General features: G+C 77.4%; 16 protein-coding genes. 5 read left to right on the forward strand and 11 right to left on the reverse strand.

The genetic code is table 11. The features are described 5' to 3' along the window. Nucleotides 1-182: 182 nt before the first annotated feature. Genes ACI8AC_RS19875 through ACI8AC_RS19890 form a run of 4 tightly spaced genes read right to left on the reverse strand, consistent with a single transcriptional unit; the run spans nt 183 to nt 5,681 of the window. Nucleotides 183-974 (reverse strand): SDR family NAD(P)-dependent oxidoreductase, encoded by a 792-nt coding sequence (locus ACI8AC_RS19875; RefSeq protein ID WP_456899561.1) that lies wholly within the window; start codon nt 972-974, stop codon nt 183-185. A 36-nt stretch (nt 975-1,010) separates the two neighbouring features. Beyond that, nucleotides 1,011-2,129, reverse strand: a complete 1,119-nt coding sequence (locus tag ACI8AC_RS19880) for a carboxylate-amine ligase (protein ID WP_456899562.1) — start codon at nt 2,127-2,129, stop codon at nt 1,011-1,013. Then, nucleotides 2,126-4,099, reverse strand: a complete 1,974-nt coding sequence (locus ACI8AC_RS19885) for an alpha-amylase family protein (RefSeq protein WP_456899563.1) — start codon at nt 4,097-4,099, stop codon at nt 2,126-2,128. Before ACI8AC_RS19885 ends, ACI8AC_RS19880 begins: the two co-directional genes overlap by 4 nt. Before the next feature lie 10 nt (nt 4,100-4,109). Continuing rightward, entirely contained in the window at nt 4,110-5,681 is a 1,572-nt protein-coding gene (locus ACI8AC_RS19890) for an AMP-binding protein (protein WP_456899564.1), read from the reverse strand. Between the two features lie 86 nt (nt 5,682-5,767). Here ACI8AC_RS19890 and ACI8AC_RS19895 point away from each other — a divergent pair, with 86 nt between their 5' ends. Both ACI8AC_RS19895 and ACI8AC_RS19900 read left to right on the forward strand, forming a co-directional pair. Further along, complete coding sequence (locus ACI8AC_RS19895; protein WP_456899565.1) at nt 5,768-6,376, forward strand: TetR/AcrR family transcriptional regulator; 609 nt, start codon at nt 5,768-5,770, stop codon at nt 6,374-6,376. A 65-nt stretch (nt 6,377-6,441) separates the two neighbouring features. Then, nucleotides 6,442-7,395: a S1C family serine protease gene (locus tag ACI8AC_RS19900; protein ID WP_456899566.1), complete on the forward strand. Its 954-nt coding sequence runs from the start codon at nt 6,442-6,444 to the stop codon at nt 7,393-7,395. Nucleotides 7,396-7,407: 12 nt separating this feature from the next. Here ACI8AC_RS19900 and ACI8AC_RS19905 read toward each other — a convergent pair whose 3' ends face one another. After that, entirely contained in the window at nt 7,408-8,199 is a 792-nt protein-coding gene (locus ACI8AC_RS19905) for a PIG-L deacetylase family protein (RefSeq protein ID WP_456899567.1), read from the reverse strand. Nucleotides 8,200-8,396: 197 nt separating this feature from the next. On the opposite strand from ACI8AC_RS19905, the gene ACI8AC_RS19910 reads away from it, so the two are divergent. Further along, the gene (locus tag ACI8AC_RS19910) at nt 8,397-9,323 is read left to right on the forward strand and encodes a GGDEF domain-containing protein (RefSeq protein ID WP_456899568.1); all 927 of its coding nucleotides are present in this window, start codon (nt 8,397-8,399) and stop codon (nt 9,321-9,323) included. Here ACI8AC_RS19910 and ACI8AC_RS19915 read toward each other — a convergent pair. Beyond that, the gene (locus ACI8AC_RS19915; RefSeq protein WP_456899569.1) at nt 9,320-10,129 is read right to left on the reverse strand and encodes an SDR family oxidoreductase; all 810 of its coding nucleotides are present in this window, start codon (nt 10,127-10,129) and stop codon (nt 9,320-9,322) included. The two genes, ACI8AC_RS19910 and ACI8AC_RS19915, sit on opposite strands and share 4 nt — an antisense overlap. Nucleotides 10,130-10,216: 87 nt before the next feature. On the opposite strand from ACI8AC_RS19915, the gene ACI8AC_RS19920 reads away from it, so the two are divergent. Next, nucleotides 10,217-10,852: a CAP domain-containing protein gene (locus ACI8AC_RS19920; protein ID WP_456899570.1), complete on the forward strand. Its 636-nt coding sequence runs from the start codon at nt 10,217-10,219 to the stop codon at nt 10,850-10,852. A gap of 12 nt (nt 10,853-10,864) precedes the next feature. Here the strand turns inward: ACI8AC_RS19920 and ACI8AC_RS19925 are convergent, their stop codons facing one another. Further along, nucleotides 10,865-11,053: a hypothetical protein gene (locus ACI8AC_RS19925; RefSeq protein WP_456899571.1), complete on the reverse strand. Its 189-nt coding sequence runs from the start codon at nt 11,051-11,053 to the stop codon at nt 10,865-10,867. 58 nt (nt 11,054-11,111) lie between these two features. Next, nucleotides 11,112-12,083: a helix-turn-helix transcriptional regulator gene (locus ACI8AC_RS19930; protein ID WP_456899572.1), complete on the reverse strand. Its 972-nt coding sequence runs from the start codon at nt 12,081-12,083 to the stop codon at nt 11,112-11,114. A 95-nt stretch (nt 12,084-12,178) separates the two neighbouring features. On the opposite strand from ACI8AC_RS19930, the gene ACI8AC_RS19935 reads away from it, so the two are divergent. Continuing rightward, nucleotides 12,179-12,742 (forward strand): DinB family protein, encoded by a 564-nt coding sequence (locus ACI8AC_RS19935; RefSeq protein ID WP_456899573.1) that lies wholly within the window; start codon nt 12,179-12,181, stop codon nt 12,740-12,742. A gap of 1 nt (nt 12,743) precedes the next feature. On the opposite strand, the gene ACI8AC_RS19940 is transcribed toward ACI8AC_RS19935, so the two are convergent. The 3 genes from ACI8AC_RS19940 to mgrA all read right to left on the reverse strand — a co-directional run bounded on the left by ACI8AC_RS19940 (nt 12,744) and on the right by mgrA (nt 15,786). Next, nucleotides 12,744-13,736 (reverse strand): hypothetical protein, encoded by a 993-nt coding sequence (locus tag ACI8AC_RS19940; RefSeq protein ID WP_456899574.1) that lies wholly within the window; start codon nt 13,734-13,736, stop codon nt 12,744-12,746. Nucleotides 13,737-13,805: 69 nt separating this feature from the next. Next, nucleotides 13,806-14,492, reverse strand: coding sequence for a hypothetical protein (locus ACI8AC_RS19945; protein ID WP_456899575.1), 687 nt, complete (start codon nt 14,490-14,492; stop codon nt 13,806-13,808). Nucleotides 14,493-14,751: 259 nt separating this feature from the next. Then, nucleotides 14,752-15,786, reverse strand: a complete 1,035-nt coding sequence (mgrA, locus tag ACI8AC_RS19950) for an L-glyceraldehyde 3-phosphate reductase (RefSeq protein ID WP_456899576.1) — start codon at nt 15,784-15,786, stop codon at nt 14,752-14,754. Nucleotides 15,787-15,808 lie beyond the last annotated feature (22 nt).

Raw genomic sequence — 15,808 nt, forward strand, 5'->3', positions numbered from 1 at the left:
GCCGGCGCCGTGAAATTACCCGAGCGGGGGGCGGGCCCGCGCCGCCCGGGGCGGAACGGCCAGCCGCCCCGCGGCCCGGGGGCCGTGGCGCAGGTCGTGCACGCCGGGGCCGGGGGGCGCGGCCAGGACCGCGCGCGGACGGCTCTCCAGCGTGCCGCCCGCCGCCCGCCGCCCGGGGGCGCTCACCCGCCGGACCCCGGCTCGGCCATCTGCCGGTGCGCCTTGGACTTGAGCCGGTCCGGGATCAGCCCGGAGGCCACCGCCTGCACCCGCGACATCAGCGACCCGGCGAAGACCTTCTGCTCGCCCTTCATGAGGGCCGTGAAGCCCTGCTCGGCGACCTGGGCCGGGTCGTCCTTCGGGCCGGAGCCGATCCGGGTGTCCTGCAGCTGCGCGCGGTCGAAGAACTCGGTGTCGGTCGGGCCGGGCATCAGCGAGGTGACGGTGACCCCGGTGCCGGCCAGCTCCTCGACCAGCGCCTCGGAGAACGACTGGAGGAAGGACTTGGAGGCGTTGTAGACGGCCTGGAACGCCCCCGGCATGGTGGAGGCCACCGAGGAGGTGATGAGCACCCGCCCCTCCCCGCGGGCCACCATGTCGCGCAGCACGTGGTGGGCCAGCCGCACGGTGGAGACCACGTTGAGGTCGATGACCCCCATCTGGCTCTCGAGGTCGTCCTCGACGAAGGCCCCGCCCCGGCCCACGCCGGCGTTGAGCGCGGCGGCCGCGAGCGGGCGGCCGGTGGCCTGCACCGCCGACCACACGGCCTCGACGCCGGCGATGGCACGCAGGTCCGCCTGCACCGGGGTCACGGTCGTCCCGCCGGCGCGCAGGGAGTCCGCGGCCGCGCCGAGCTCGTCGTCCTCGGCGTTGAGGACGAGGTCGAAGCCGGCGCCGGCGAACTGGCGGGCCAGCTCCAGGCCGATCCCGCTGGAGGCTCCGGTGACGAGGGCGAGGGGGCGCTGGTCGGTCATGCGCGTTCCGGTACCCCGGAGGACGGCGGGCACGCCTCAGCCGGCCCGGCCCTCCGCGACGACCGCGGCCACCACGGCCCGGGGGTCGCCGGTCCGGGCGAGGACGCGGCGCTGGCGGGCCGCCGAGGTGCCGCGGCGCTGCAGCCCGGTGAGCAGCTCGCGGACCTCGGCCCACTCCCCGTGCCCGCGCAGGTCCTCCTCCAGCTCGGCCAGCAGCGCCGCGACCGCCTCCCCCGCCGGGACCAGCCGCCGGGCCACGGGGTCGAACAGCTCGCCGCCCAGGCCGTGCCGGGCCGCCCGCCAGCGGGCCGCACGCATCAGCTCGGGCCGGACGTCGGGCACCGGTTCCCCCCGGGCGGCCCGGCCGGCGAGCACCCGCACCAGCGAGCGCACCAGCGCCGCGAACAGCACGGCGTCGTCCACCAGGGTGCAGACGTCGCCCAGCCGGAACTCCAGGGTCGGCCAGCGCACCGAGGGCCGGACGTCCCAGTACAGGTGGGTGGCGTCCTTGACCACGCCCGAGGCGACCAGCCCCTCGACCAGGGCCCGGAACCGGGCGCCGTCCCCGACCGGCTCGGGCGCGCCGGCGTTGGGCCAGCGGGTCCACCACTGGGTGCGGAAGCTCTCGTAGCCGGTGTCGCGGCCGCCGTGGAAGGGCGAGCTGCCGGTGAGGGCCAGCAGCACCGGCAGGTACGGGCGGGCGCGGTCCATGACCGCCACCGCGGTGTCCAGGTCGGGGACGCCGACGTGCACGTGGCAGCCGCAGATGTCCTGCTGCAGGGCCAGCAGCGCCCAGCGGTCGACGATGTCGCGGTACCGGTCGTCGGGGGTCAGCTCCTGGTCGCGCCACGAGCCGAACGGGTGCGTGGAGGCCGGGAGCAGGGCCAGCCCGCCGCGGGCCGCCGCGGCGGCGGCCGCCTCCCGGGCGGCGACGACCCCGGCCCGCAGCTCGCCGAGGTCGCGGCAGACGACGGTGCCGGTCTCGAGCTGGGAGGTGACGATCTCCGCCTTGACCAGGTCGCCGGCCGCACCGGCCAGCGCCTCGGCCGCGACCTCCGGGCTGCCGGTGAGCGCGCCGCTGCCCGGGTCGACGAGGTGGAACTCCTCCTCCACCCCGATGGTCTCCCCCGCGGCCGGGGCGCCGGGAGCGCTCACGGCTCGGCGAACCAGGCGAAGCCCAGCCCGGGCACGAGCAGCCGGCCGTCCCGGACGCCCAGCGGGCCGTCGCTGCCGTGCACCTGCTCGAACGTCCCGAACCCGGTGACGGTGTCGGCGTCGACCTCCTGGGCCGTCGGCGCGAAGTTGGCCAACCCGACGAACGCCCCGCTCCGGGGGTGCTTGCGGTGCCAGGCCAGGACGGCGTCGCTGCCGGCGTCCAGGAGCCGGGACTCCGTGCCCCCGCGCAGCGCGAGCAGGGACCGGCGCACCTCCCCCAGCCGGCGCAGCGCCCCGAACACCCGGCCCTCCAGCGTGGCCGGGTCGTGCCTCCGGGCCGCGGCCGCCCAGTCCATCGGCGGGCGGTGCATCCAGCGGTTGTCCGGGGCGCGCTCGGGGTCCTGGAGGTAGCCGGCGTCGTTGCGCAGCGCCAGCTCGTCGCCCATGTACAGCAGCGGGATGCCGCCCCAGGCGTGGATGACCGAGTACAGCAGCACCAGCCGGCGGATCCCGGCCTCCAGCGCCGCGGGGTCACCGGACTCCAGGGCCGCCTCGATGCCGCACAGCGACGCGGCGGACCCGGAGACGCGGGCGTCGCCGGTGACCTCGTTCTCCTGGAACAGCGCGCCGCGGGCGGAGGACCCGGGGAAGCGGCCGGAGTAGAAGTCGTTGAGGAAGCGGCGGTGGGCGAACCCGTCGAGGCCGACCGCCGCGGCGTCGGAGTCGGTGACCGCCCAGCCGATGTCGTCGTGACCGCGCACGTAGGTCACCCACGTCGCGGTCGGCGGGACCGGCCGCATCCGGCCGAGCGCGGCCCGGGCCAGCCGGGCGTCACCGGTGGCCAGGCTGCTCCACAGCAGCACCATGAGCGAGTTGTGGTAGGCCAGCTCGCACTCGGGCCGGTACCGGTCGTGGCCGCCGAGGTAGGCCACCAGGTCGTCGGGCGAGACGATCGCCTCGGCCTTGAACACCACGCCGGGCGCGGCCAGCCGGGTGGCGGCGTGCAGCAGCTGCAGCAGCGAGTGCCCCTCGGGCTGGTTCTGGCAGGTGGTGCCCAGGCGCTTCCACATGAACGGGACGGCGTCCATGCGGAAGACGTCGACCCCGCGGTTGGCCAGCCAGGTGATCTCGCCCAGCATCGCGAGGGTCACCTCGGGGTTGGTGTAGTCCAGGTCCCACTGGTAGGGCCAGAACGTCGTCCACACCCAGCCGCCGGCACCGCCGCAGGCCTCGGGCACCCAGCTGAACGAGCCCGGCGCCCGGTCGGGGAACACCTCCGGGATGGTGGCGTCGTAGGCGTCGGGCATCGACCGGTCGGGGAAGGCGGTGTAGAAGCCGGCGTAGGCGGGGTCGCCGGCCAGCCAGCCCTGCGCCCACGGGTGCTCGCGGGCCGTGTGGTTGAGCACCAGGTCGATGCACAGGCTCATGCCGCGCTCGTGCAGGGCCGCGGCCACCGCCTCGAGGTCGGCCATGGTCCCCAGCCGCGGGTCGACCGAGCGGTAGTCGGCGACCGCGTAGCCGCCGTCGTTCTCCCCCTCGCGCGGGCGCAGCAGAGGCATGAGGTGCAGGTAGGTGGTGCCCAGCTCGGCCAGGTGGTCGAGGTGGTCGGGCAGCCGGTCCAGCGTGCCGCAGAACCGGTCGACGTAGCAGACGTAGCCCTGCATCCGCGCCCGCTGGTACCAGGCCGGGTCGATCTCCCGGCGGCGGTCCAGCCGGCGCAGCGCCGCGGGCCGCTCCCGGGCCGCCGCCACCGCCGCCCGCAGGACCCGCTCGAACAGGGCGTCGGCCCGCTCGCCGTAGAGGACGGCCAGCGGCTCGTGCAGGTCGTGCAGGGCGAGGTCGGCGCGGGCGAGGAAGGCGTCGGCCTCCTCCTCGCCGAGCGCGGCGCCGGCGTCGGCGGCCAGCACCGGTCGCAGCCGCTGCCACGCCTGCGACGCCGCCTCGCGACGCGCGGCCGCCGAGACCGTCACCGCGCCAGTATCACGGGCCCGCCCCCGCGGCGCCCGCCGCGACCGGTCCGCCGGCCGGTGCGCCGGCCGGTGCGCCGGCGAGGCAGCGGCGGGCGAGCTTGCCGGCCGGGGACCGCGGCAGCGCGTCGGCGAGGACCACCTCGCGCAGCCGCTTGTGGGGGGAGACCTGCCCGGCGACCCAGTCGGCGAGCGCGACCGGGTCCAGCGGACCGCGCGGCACGACGTGCGCGACCGGGACCTCGCCCTGCACGGCGTCCGGCCGCCCGGCGACGGCGGCGTCGACGACCGCGGGGTGGCTGAGCAACAGCTCCTCGAGCTCCGCGGGGGCGACCTGCCGCCCGCCGACCTTGAGGAGGTCCTTGAGCCGGTCGACCACGTGCAGGTCCCCGGCGTCGTCGACCCAGCCGAGGTCACCGGTGCGCAGCCAGCCGTCGGCGGTCAGCAGCTCCGCGGTGGCGGCCGCGTCACCGCGGTAGCCCGGGGTCACGCCCGGCCCCTGCACCCAGAACTCGCCGCGCTCCCCCGGCCCGAGGTCCGCCCCGGTCGCCGGGTCGACGACGCGCAGCCGGTTGCCCGGCGCCAGCCGGCCGACCGCGCCGGGCGGCGTCCCGCGGGACCGGTCCGGCGTCGGGATGGCCACGCTCGTCTCCGTCATCCCGTACCCCTGGGCCAGCACGGCCTCGGGGAAGCGCCGGGCGGCGCGCTCCTGCAGCGCGGCCGGGACCGGCGCTCCCCCGGCGGCGAGGAGCTCGACGGAGGAGAGGTCGTAGCCGTCGACCTGCGGAGCGGAGGCCAGTGCCACCAGCAGCGGCGGCGGGACGGCGAGGACGGTGACGCGTGCACCCTCGACGGCCTCCAGGACGGCCGGCAGCGAGGGCCGCGGCAGCGGGACGACGGCCGCACCGCGGACCAGCGGGGCGGCCAGCGTGACCACGAGGCCCATCACGTGGGGGAACGGGGCGAGCGCCAGCACGACGTCCCGGTCGGCGAGCCGGAGCCCCCCGGCGATCTGCAGCGCACCCGCGGTGAGGTTGCGGTGGGTGAGGACGACGGCCTTCGGCGGGCCGCTCGTGCCGCTCGACATGGGCAGTGCCGCGACGTCGTCCGGGCCCGGCTCCGGCGGCAGCGCGCCGCGCGCGGCCGGCGGCTCGGCGTCCAGCGGCAGGACCGCTCCCACCCCGGTGCCCTCGGCCAGGGTCTGCGCCCGCGTGACGAGCGCCGGGTCGGCGACGACCAGGGTGGCCCCGGTGCGGTCGAGCTGGTGGCGGACCTCCCGGTCGGCCGCCTGCGGCGGGACGCCGGTGACCGCGGCACCCACCCGCTGGGTGGCGAGGGCCACCTCGACCCAGGGAGCCGAGTTGGGCGCCCACAGCGCCAGCACGTCACCGCGCCCCAGGCCGCGTCGGGACAGCAGTACCGCCCACCGCGCGGCGCGCTCCCCCAGCTCGGCGCGGGTGGCCAGCACCTCCCCTGCCGGGGAGAGCAGGGCCGGCGCCTCCGGCCGGCGGGCCGCCCCCTCGGCCACGAGGCGCGGCAGCGAGCGGTCCAGGGGTGGCAGGTCGTCGTACGGGCTGGTCCACACGGTCCACCTCCGAGGAAGGAGTTTTACACGTGTCAAAGCCTGCTCGGCGCTATGACACGTGTCAAGACAGGTGGGACGATGGCCCCGTGGCGACCACGGATCTGTCGGGACCGACCCGGGCGCGGATCCTCACCGCGGCCTGGGACCGGGTCCGCCGGGAAGGGCTGGAGGCGGTGACCCTGCAGTCGGTCGCCCGTGACGCCGGGGTGTCGCGCCAGCTCCTGTACTTCCACTTCGGCAACCGGGCCGGCCTGCTCCTCGCGCTGACCCGGCACCACGACCGGACCAGCGGCCTGCCGGGCCGGCTCGCCGCCGCCACGAGGCTTCCGCCGGTGCAGGGGTACGTCGCGGTGATCCGCGCCTGGCTGGCCTACCTGCCCGACGTCCTGCCGGTCGCCCGCGCGCTCGAGGCGGCACTCGTCACCGGCGAGGCGGGGGGTGAGGCGTGGCGCGACCGCATGGGGGAGCTCCGCGAGGTGCTGAGGGCCGCGGTGGCACGGCTGGCCGACGCCGATCGGCTGCACCCCGCCTGGACCGTGGACGAGGCCACCGACTGGACGTGGGCGCGGGTGCAGCCCTCGACCTACGCCCACCTGGTCGGCGAGCGGGGCTGGTCGGCCGCCGACCACGCCGACCGCACGGTGTGCTCGCTGCTGCGGGACCTGGTGCCCGACGCGTGTTCGCCGTCGGCGTGACGGGCGGCACGGTGGGCCGCGGAGGCGTTCCCTGGAGCCTGTAATAGTGTAATCAGGAGGTCGCCGTGACCGTTCCCCCGGTGTCCGACACCACCGCCGCGCTGGACGCCTACTCGCGCGTCGTCACCGCCGTCGCGGCCGAGCTGACCCCGCACGTCGCCGCCCTGCAGGTCACGGGTCCGGGTGGGCGCGGGGGCGCCGGCTCGGCCGTCGTCGTCCCCGGGGAGCGGCTGCTGCTCACCAACGCCCACGTCGTCGACCGGGCGCGCCGGGGCCGGGCGGTGTTCGCCGACGGCAGCGAGAGCGACGTCGACGTGGTCGGCGCCGACCCCCTCTCCGACCTCGCGGTGGTCCGCGCCCGGGAGGCGACGCCCGCGCCGGCGGTGCTCGGCGACGCCGCCGGGCTGCGGGTCGGCCAGCTGGTCGTCGCGGTCGGCAACCCCCTGGGCCTGGCCGGGTCGGTGACCGCCGGCGTGGTCAGCGGGCTCGGCCGCTCGCTGCCCACCCGCGACGGCCGGACCGCCCGGGTGGTCGAGGACGTCATCCAGACCGACGCCGCGCTCAACCCGGGCAACTCCGGCGGGGCGCTCGCCGACGCGGCCGGCCGGGTCGTCGGGGTCAACACCGCGGTCGCCGGGTGGGGGCTGGGCCTGGCGGTGCCGGTCAACGACACGACCCGGCGGATCGTCGACGCGCTGGTGCGCGACGGCCGGGTCCGCCGCGCCTACCTCGGGCTGGTCAGCACCCCGGCGCCCCTGCCCGCCCCGCTCGCCGAGCGCACCGGTCGACGGCGCGGCCTGCGGGTGGTCGACGTGGTGCCGGGTTCCCCGGCGGACCGGGCCGGGCTCAAGGCCGGCGACCTGGTGCTGGAGGCCGGGCGGGCGCCGGTCGCGGAGGCGCAGAGCCTGCAGCGGCGGCTGTTCGCCGAGGCGATCGGGCGGCCGCTGCCGGTGACGGTGCACCGGCACGGCGCGATGGTCGACGTCATCGCCGTCCCCACCGAGCTCACCGGCGGGTGACGGCCGGGCCGGTCAGGCGGACGACGCGGCCGCCATCGCCTCCAGCGCGATCGGCGGCGGGGCGGAGAAGTCGAAGGCACGGAGCAGCACCGCGTGCGGCACGCCCATCGCCCGGCCCTGCAGCGCGGTGATCCCGGTGATCATCAGCCGGGGCGGCGGGTGCCCGGGGATGCCGGCGAGGTACTCGCCGTGCGCCTCCAGCGAGGCGATGCCGCGCTCGAGCGCCTCGCCGCTGACGTCGACCCCGTGCGTGGGCCGCGGGTCACCGCCGACGAGCAGCCACCGGGCCGCGTGCGGCTCCAGGCCCTCGTCGAGGAGGTCGGGGAACACCCAGCGGTTGCCGGCGTCCCGGACCGCGTCGAGGGCGGCGAGCCCGGCGACCCGGTGGTCGGCCTGGTTGAGGCCGGCCGCGAACTCGACGTCCCACGACCCGACGAGGACGGCATCGGGCCGGGAGCCGCGGATCACCCGCGCGATGTCCCGGCGCAACCCCAGCCCGTACTCCAGCACCCCGTCGGGGTGGTCGAGGAAGGTCACCTCGGAGACGCCGACCGCCTCGGCCGCGCGCAGCTGCTCCCGGGTCCGCAGCTCGCGGGTCCGGTCGGGAGGGCAGGCGTCCATGCCCGCCTCCCCGCGGGTGAGGAGGAGGTAGGACACGTCGATGCCGCGGGCGGTCCACGCGGCGACGGCCGAGGAGGTGCCGTACTCCACGTCGTCCGGGTGCGCCACGACGCAGAGCACGCGGGAGAAGGCGTCGTCGGGGAACGGCGGGACGCGCACGGCGGCCGCACCGGGTACGGACATGGCGGCAGGGTAGGCGCCGCCCGGTCCCCGGGCGGCGCGGCCGCGCCCCGGGGGCGGGATCCGCTACCGGTCCCCGGGCGTCGCGACCGGGTGCAGCCGCCGGGTGACGGGGGGACCGGGCGGAGGCGTCACCCGTTGGGGCGGGGTGCGGTGACGCCCCGCTACGGGCGGTCCCCCGTCCGGCCGATCCTCCCGCCGTGCGAGGGGGACGGACGGGCGCTGCCGCGCTGCTGGCGCTGCTCTACGGGGTGAGCGCGGCGCTGTGCGCGGTCGGCGCGCTGACGCCGATGTCCTCCCGCACCCCCGTGCCCCTGCTGTGGGCCCTCGCCGCCACCGGCACGGCCGGTGCCGCGCTGCTGTGGCTTCGCCGTGACCGGCTGGGCACCGGGGCGGTGCACACCGCGGTGCTCCTCATGTCGGCGCTGGTCGGGCTGCTCGCCTGGCGGTCGGCCACCGCCGTGGGCGTCGTGGGCCTCGGGCCGGCCATGGTGACCCTGGGGGTCTTCAGCGCCCACTTCCTGCCCCGGCGCACGGCCCGGCTGCACGTCGGCGCCCTGCTGGTCCTCGCCGGCGCGGGGGCGCTGGCGGCCGAGCCCTCCGGCTTCCTGCCGGCCTGGCTGACCACGTCGGTCACCGTCGTGGCGCTCACCGAGGTGCAGGCCCACATGGCCGGCGAGCTGCACCGGGCCGCCGGGACCGACCCGCTCACCGGGCTGGCCAACCGCCGGGCGTGGGAGGCCGAGGCCGAGCGCGGGCTGGCGCACGCCGCGCGCACCGGCGAGCCCCTGACCGTCGCGGTGCTCGACCTCGACGGGTTCAAGGCGGTCAACGACACGGAGGGCCACGGCGCCGGGGACGCCCTGCTGCAGGCCCTCGCCCGCCGGTGGAGCGCGCAGCTGCGCCGGGCCGACCTGCTCGGCCGCCACGGCGGCGACGAGTTCGTGCTGTGCCTCCCCGACACCGACGAGGGCCGCGCCCGCGACCTGCTGGCCCGGCTGCGCAGCAGCCACCCGGCCGCGTGGTCGGCGGGGGTGGCGACCGCCCGGCCCGGGGACTCCCTGGACGAGCTGCTGCGCCGCGCCGACGCCGAGCTGTACCGGCACAAGCGCAGCCGCACCGCCTAGGGACGGCGCCAGTCGTCCGAGGTGAGGTGCGAGCCGGCCATCGGGCCCATCTGCAGCATCCCGCCGTCCACCGACCAGGACGCCCCGGTGACGTAGCCGGCCTCCGGTGAGGCGAGGAAGGCGACGACCGCGGCGACCTCGCGGGCGTCCCCGGGCCGGCCCAGCGGGACGCCGGGACGCTCGTGGCCCGCCGCGGTGGGGTCCTCGTCCTCCTGGCCGGTCATCGGCGTGGCGATCTCCCCGGGTGCCACCGCGTTGACCGTGACGCCGTGCTCGGCGAGCTCGATCGCCGCGACGCGGGTGAGCAGACCGAGGCCGCCCTTGGCCGCGCAGTAGGCCGCCGCGCCCACCCGGGGCTGGTGCTCGTGCACGCTCGTGATGTTCACGACCCGCCCGCCGCGGCCGGCGGCCACCATCCGGCGGGCGGCGCGCTGCAGGCACAGGAAGGCGCCGTCGAGGTCGGTGGCCAGCACCTCCCGCCAGGTCGCGTAGTCGGTGTCGAGCAGCAGGCTCATGTGCCCGGTGCCCGCGTCGTTGACCAGGACGTCGACCCCGCCGAGGGCGTCGGCCAGGTCGTCGACGACGTCCGCGGCCCCGGGCAGCCGGGTCAGGTCGAGGTGGCGCACCTCGGCCCGGCGCCCCCGGGTGCGCACCTCCTCGGCGGTGGCCTCGGCGGCGGCCTGCTCGCGGTGCCAGGTGAGGCCGACGTCGCAGCCGGCCTCGGCGAGGGCGACGGCCACGGCCCGGCCGATGCCGGACTCCGACCCGGTGACGACGGCGGTGCGGGGCTGTGCGGGAACGGTCATGCCCCGATGCTGCGCAGCCGCCGGGGGGTCCGCAGGTCGACACGGGACCGCAACGCCGGCGCGGCGGGACACGGGTACGGGACGGGGATGACCGCACGCCGAGCCCTGCTCCCCGCCCTCGTGGCGGCCGTGCTGGCCGTCGGCGGCTGCGTCGCCGTGGAGGTCCCGGTGTCCGGCCCGGACACGGGGACGACACCCGGGGCCGGCACCACCGTCTCGCCGGCCCCGCAGACCTCCGTGGCCGCGTCGCCGGCGGAGGAGGAGATGGCGCGGGCGATCCTCGAGCGGGTCGGCGCCGAGCGCGAGGCCCGCGGGCTGGCGCCGGTCGAGTGGGACGAGGACCTGGCCGCCGTGGCCCGCGCCTGGAGCGCCGAGATGGCCGAGCGCGACCAGCTCGCCCACCAGGACATCCGGGCGCTGCTGCAGCGGGACCGGCTCTCGGGCTTCCAGGGCCTCGGCGAGAACGTGTTCCGGGCGACCGGGCCGGTTCCGGCCGGGACGATCCACGCCGGCTGGATGCGCTCGGACCACCACCGGGCCAACGTGCTCAACCCGGGCTGGGACCGGCTCGGCGTCGGCGTCCACTGCGCCCCCGACGGGTCGGTGTGGGCCACCCAGGAGTTCGGCCGGACGGCCGGGGCCGACCTCCCCGCGGTCGAGACCGGGACGCCGCCGCAGGAGCCGATCGCCCGCCCGGCCGACGACGGGCCGACCTGCGGCTGAGCCACCACGCGCTCAGGCGGCGCGGGCGGTGGCGAGCCGGGCGTCGAGGAGGCGGTCGACCTCGGCCACGGCGTCGGCCACCCTGCGGGTGTTCGGCCCCGACGGGCTGTGCGCGTGGGCGCTGCGGGCCACGCCGAGGGCGATGTAGGCGACGGCGATCTCCAGGTCGAGGTCGTCGAGGCTGGTGACGGTGCGGGTCATCGTGACCTCCCCGGGTCGGAGGGTGCTCCCCTCTCGGTGCTCCCTGGCAGGGCGGACGTTACGGCGGGGGTACGACGGAACCGGCCCGCGCGAACCGCCGTCCCCACTCGTGCAGCAGGTCGAGCAGCTCCGGCGGCGAGACCACGGTGACCTCGGCCCCGAGGACCCCGAGCGCGTGCGCCGGCCACTCCAGGGCGTCGGTCTCCATCCGCACCCGGCTGCGCCCGGGCGCCTCCTCCTCGACCCGGACCCAGCGGCCGATGACCTCGCGCACCCGGTCGGCCGGCGCGTCGACGAGCACCTCCACGCGGTGGGTGCCGGCCATCCCCCCGATCCCGGCCTGCACGAAGGAGACCGCGTCCTCGGCCGGCAGCCGACGGGGTGCGGCCCGGGCCCCGGTGGGCCGGGGCGCGGTCAGCCGGTCGAGCCGGAAGCTGCGCCAGTCGCCGCGGCCGAGGTCGTAGGCGACCAGGTACCAGCGGCGGCCGAGGGTGACCAGCCGGTGCGGCTCCACCTCCCGGGTGGAGGGGCTGCCGTCGGCGGCGGTGTAGTCGAAGGCCAGCCGCTCCGTGTCGCGGCAGGCCTGGGCCACGGTCGTGAGCACGGCCGGCTCGACCACGTCGCGGGGCCCGCTCCAGCGGGCCTGCTCGGTCACCGCCCCGAGCGCCTCCACCCGGCGGCGCAGCCGGGCGGGCATCACCTGCACCACCGTGGCCAGCGCGCGCACCGAGGACTCCGCCGTCCCGGCGACCGCGCTCTGCGCGGCCGTCCGCAGCCCCACGGCCAGCGCGACGGCCTCCTCGTCGTCGAGCAGGAGGGGCGGCAGGGACGCCCCGGGCGCCAGCTGGTAGCCGCCGTCGACCCCGCGCTGCGCACGCACGGGGTACCCCAGCTCCCGCAGCCGCTCGACGTCCCGGCGCAGGGTGCGCACCGAGACGCCGAGCCGGCCGGCGAGGTCGCCGCCGGCCCAGTAGCGGCGCTGCTGCAGCAGCGCGAGCAGGCGGAGGGCGCGGGCGGCGGGACCGGTCACGCCGCCCATCCTGCCGAGGACAGCGGACAGGACCTGGCACCAATGGTCCCTAGCGTCGTGCGCACGGACACCGATCCCCGACGCGGAGGCCTCCGATGACCCACGACACGACCACGACGACGAGCCCCACGACGGCGGGCCCCACGACGACGAGCACCACCGGCGAGCGGGCCGACCTGCTGGAGACGCTGGCGACGCACCGCTACTTCCTCCGCCACACCGTCCAGGGCCTCACCGAGGAGCAGGCCCGGCAGCGCACCACGGCCAGCGAGCTGACCCTCGGCGGCCTGGTCAAGCACGTCGCGCACACCGAGGCCACGTGGGCGGAGTTCGTCCTGCAGGGCCCGTCGGTCATGGCCGGGCCGGACGACCCCGAGCAGGTGGCCCGCTGGGCCGAGGAGTTCCGGATGGGTCCCGACGAGACGCTGGCCGACGTCCTCGCCCACTACGAGGAGGTCGCCCGGCGGACCGACGACCTGGTCCGCACGCTGCCCGACCTGGACGTCTCCCACCCGCTGCCCGAGGCTCCGTGGTTCGAGCCGGGCGCGCGGCGCTCGGCCCGCCGCGCGTTCCTGCACATCGTCGCCGAGACCGCCCAGCACGCCGGGCACGCGGACATCCTGCGGGAGTCCCTCGACGGCCAGAAGACGATGGGCTGATCTACCCGGCCTCGCCGCCGACCCCGGCCGGCCCGGCCTCCTCGACCTCGCGGAGCCGCTCCCGCGCCCGGTCCCGGGCCGTGGCGGCCCGGGTGGCCGCGCGGCGGGCGTTCGCCCGGTGCCGCTCGGCCTGCTCGAGGTCGGCGGCCACCCGGGCGGCCGCATCCTCGGCGCGGGTCAGCTCCCCGGCCAGTGCGGCGACCTCCTCGCGGAGCTCGTCCCGCCGGGCACCGAGCGCGTCGACGCGGCGCTGCTCCTCCTCCGCGGCGGCCACGGCCTCCTCGGCCAGGGCGGTGGCCTCGGTGAGGGCCTGCCGCGCCGCGTCGACCTCCCGGCGGCGCCGCTCCTCGGCCGCCCGCCGGGCCTCCTCCTCCCGTCGACGGGCCTCCTCCTGCTGCCGTGCCTCCTCCCGCCGACGGTCCTCCTCCCGCTGCCGGCGGGGGTCCGCGGCGCGCGGGTGCACCGGCGGCGGGGCGGGCACCACCCGCAGGTCCGGCCGGGCGCCGGTGGTGCCCAGCCCGCTGTACGACAGGGCGGTGGTCAGCCGGCCGGCCAGCAGCGCGGCCCCGGCGTCCGGGTCGGCGAGGGCGGCCCGGAGGGTCCCGGTGACCTGCGTCTCGACCGCGGCGCTGACCCGGTGCCCCCGCTCCCGCGCCAGCGCGGCCGCCTGCCGGGTGAGCGCGGCAAGCAGCGCGGACCGCTGCCGGTCCAGCGCCCGCAGCTGGTCGCCGGCCAGGCCCTCCTGCGCCTCGCGCAGCAGACCGCCCAGCTCGACGAGCCCCGCCACCTCGGCCCGCCGCTCGCGGGCCAGCACGTTGCACACCCAGGCGGCCGTCGAGGGGCGCGGCAGCCGCCCGACCGCCGCAGCCAGGGCGCGGTCGCCCCCCGCCCGCACCCGCTCCTGGGCCCGGCGCCGGGCGGCGGTGAACTCCTCGGGCGGGACGTCGTAGAGCTCGTCGGCGAGCGCGTCGAGCTGCGCGTCCTCGGGGCCCACGCCGCGAATGTGCCACGGGCGGGACACCTGCGCGCGCAGGTGTCCCGCCCGTGTGCGTTCCGGCGCGGATCAGCTGCCGTTCATCATCGAGCCGGAATCCATGCCCTGGATGATCGTCCCGAGGTCCCACTGCTGGAACGTCTGCTGGAGCCACCGGCCCCACATCCGGACGTCCTCGCCGTACTCGCCGCCCAGCACGCCCTGCCAGATCTGCTGCAGCTGCTCCTGGGCCTGCCGCGGCTCCATGCCGACGACGCCCTGCAGGTCGTTGCGCAGGTCCGCGGGCAGCTGGTCCAGGAACTGCAGCATCCGCTCGGCCCAGTTCTCGACCTGCTCGCCGTACTCGCCGGCCACGGCGTCGCTGAAGATCTGCTGCAGCCGGTCGGCGCGCTCGTCGGCCGGCAGGTCCTGCACGGCCTCCAGGTCCTGCCGCAGGTCCTCGGGCAGCCAGTCCATGTGGTCCGCCGGGACGTCGACGTCGCCTGCGGCGTCCTGCGCCGCGTCGCCCGCCGCGTCGGCGGCGTCCTGGGCCGCCCGGGCCGCCTGGTCCGCCGCGTCCTGGGCCGCCCGGGCCGCGTCCTCGGCCGCCTGCTGCGCCGTCTCCGCCGCGTCCTGGGCCGCCTGGGTCGCCTCGCCGACCGGGTCGGCCGGCGCACCCACCGCCGTGCCCGGCCCGAGGACCAGGGCCGCGGCGGTCAGGGTCGCCGCCCCGGCGCCCACGACGGCACTTCGTCGTCCGTTCCTGCGCAGGTTCACGTGTTCTCTCCTCGCACATCGGGGTTCGGGCGCCGCGGGGCGGCGCCGGTGTCCGCTGGGGTGCGGGTGAGGCCGCTGCTCGACCGGCTCCCGTTCTGCCCCACTCCATGGATGCCCAGCGGACCGACACGGACCGATGTCGAGACGATGACTCTCCGATGACGCCCCCGGCGACCGTCCGCGGCCGCCGCGCGGCGCCCGCGGGTCAGCCCCCGGTGCGGGAGCCGTGCCGTCAGCTCCCGATGCGGGAGCCGTGCCGTCAGCTCCCGGTGCGGGAGCCGTGCCAGAGGTCGATGCCGCCCTCCACCGCGTGCCGGTCGATGCGGGCCAGCTCCTCCTCCGACAGGTCGGGGGCCCCCAGCGCCGCCACGTTCTGCTCCAGCTGCCGCACGCTGCTCGCGCCGATGAGCACGCTGGTGACCCGCGGGTCCCGCAGCGCCCACACGAGCGCGAGCTGGGCCAGCTCCTGGCCGCGCTCGCGGGCGATGCCGGCGAGGGCCCGCACGTGCGCGAGGTTCTGCTCGCTGAGCAGCTCCGGCGACAGGGACTTGTCCTGGCTGGCCCGGGAGCCCTCGGGGATGCCGTCGAGGTACTTGCCGGTCAGCATCCCCTGGGCCAGCGGCGAGAAGGCGATGCAGCCGGCCCCGACGTCGGCGAGGGTGTCGAGCAGCCCCTCGGTCTCGATCCAGCGGTTGAGCATCGAGTAGGACGGCTGGTGGATGAGCAGCGGCGTCCCCAGGTCGGCCAGGATCGCCGCGGCCCGGGCGGTGTCCTCCGGCGAGTAGGACGAGATCCCGGCGTACAGCGCCTTGCCGGCCCGCACCGCGCTGTCCAGGGCGCCCATCGTCTCCTCGATGGGCGTCGTCGGGTCCGGCCGGTGCGAGTAGAAGACGTCGACGTACTCCAGGCCCATGCGGGCCAGCGACTGGTCGAGGCTGGCCAGCAGGTACTTGCGGGAGCCGCCGCCCTGGCCGTACGGGCCGGGCCACATGTCGTAGCCGGCCTTGGTCGAGATGACGAGCTCGTCGCGGTACGGCCCGAGGTCGTCGGCGAGGTGGCGGCCGAAGTTGGTCTCGGCCGACCCGTAGGGCGGGCCGTAGTTGTTGGCCAGGTCGAAGTGGGTGATGCCCAGGTCGAAGGCGCGGCGCAGCACCGCGCGCTGCCGCTCGAACGGGACGTCGTCCCCGAAGTTGTGCCAGAGCCCGAGGCTGATCGCGGGCAGGTCCAGGCCGCTGCGGCCGCAGCGGCGGTAGGTCATGGCGTCGTAGCGGCCCTCGGCGGCGGTGAACGGCATGCCGGGATCCTGGCAGTGACCC

Source organism: Geodermatophilus sp. SYSU D00758, from assembly GCF_054049955.1.

Coding starts and splice junctions, on each gene's coding strand:
- ACI8AC_RS19875 (WP_456899561.1), bottom strand. CDS start 974: ATGACCGACCAGCGCCCCCTCGCCCTCGTCACCGGAGCCTCCAGCGGG.
- ACI8AC_RS19905 (WP_456899567.1), bottom strand. CDS start 8,199: ATGTCCGTACCCGGTGCGGCCGCCGTGCGCGTCCCGCCGTTCCCCGAC.
- ACI8AC_RS19915 (WP_456899569.1), bottom strand. CDS start 10,129: ATGACCGTTCCCGCACAGCCCCGCACCGCCGTCGTCACCGGGTCGGAG.
- ACI8AC_RS19920 (WP_456899570.1), top strand. CDS start 10,217: ATGACCGCACGCCGAGCCCTGCTCCCCGCCCTCGTGGCGGCCGTGCTG.
- ACI8AC_RS19925 (WP_456899571.1), bottom strand. CDS start 11,053: ATGACCCGCACCGTCACCAGCCTCGACGACCTCGACCTGGAGATCGCC.
- ACI8AC_RS19935 (WP_456899573.1), top strand. CDS start 12,179: ATGACCCACGACACGACCACGACGACGAGCCCCACGACGGCGGGCCCC.
- mgrA (WP_456899576.1), bottom strand. CDS start 15,786: ATGCCGTTCACCGCCGCCGAGGGCCGCTACGACGCCATGACCTACCGC.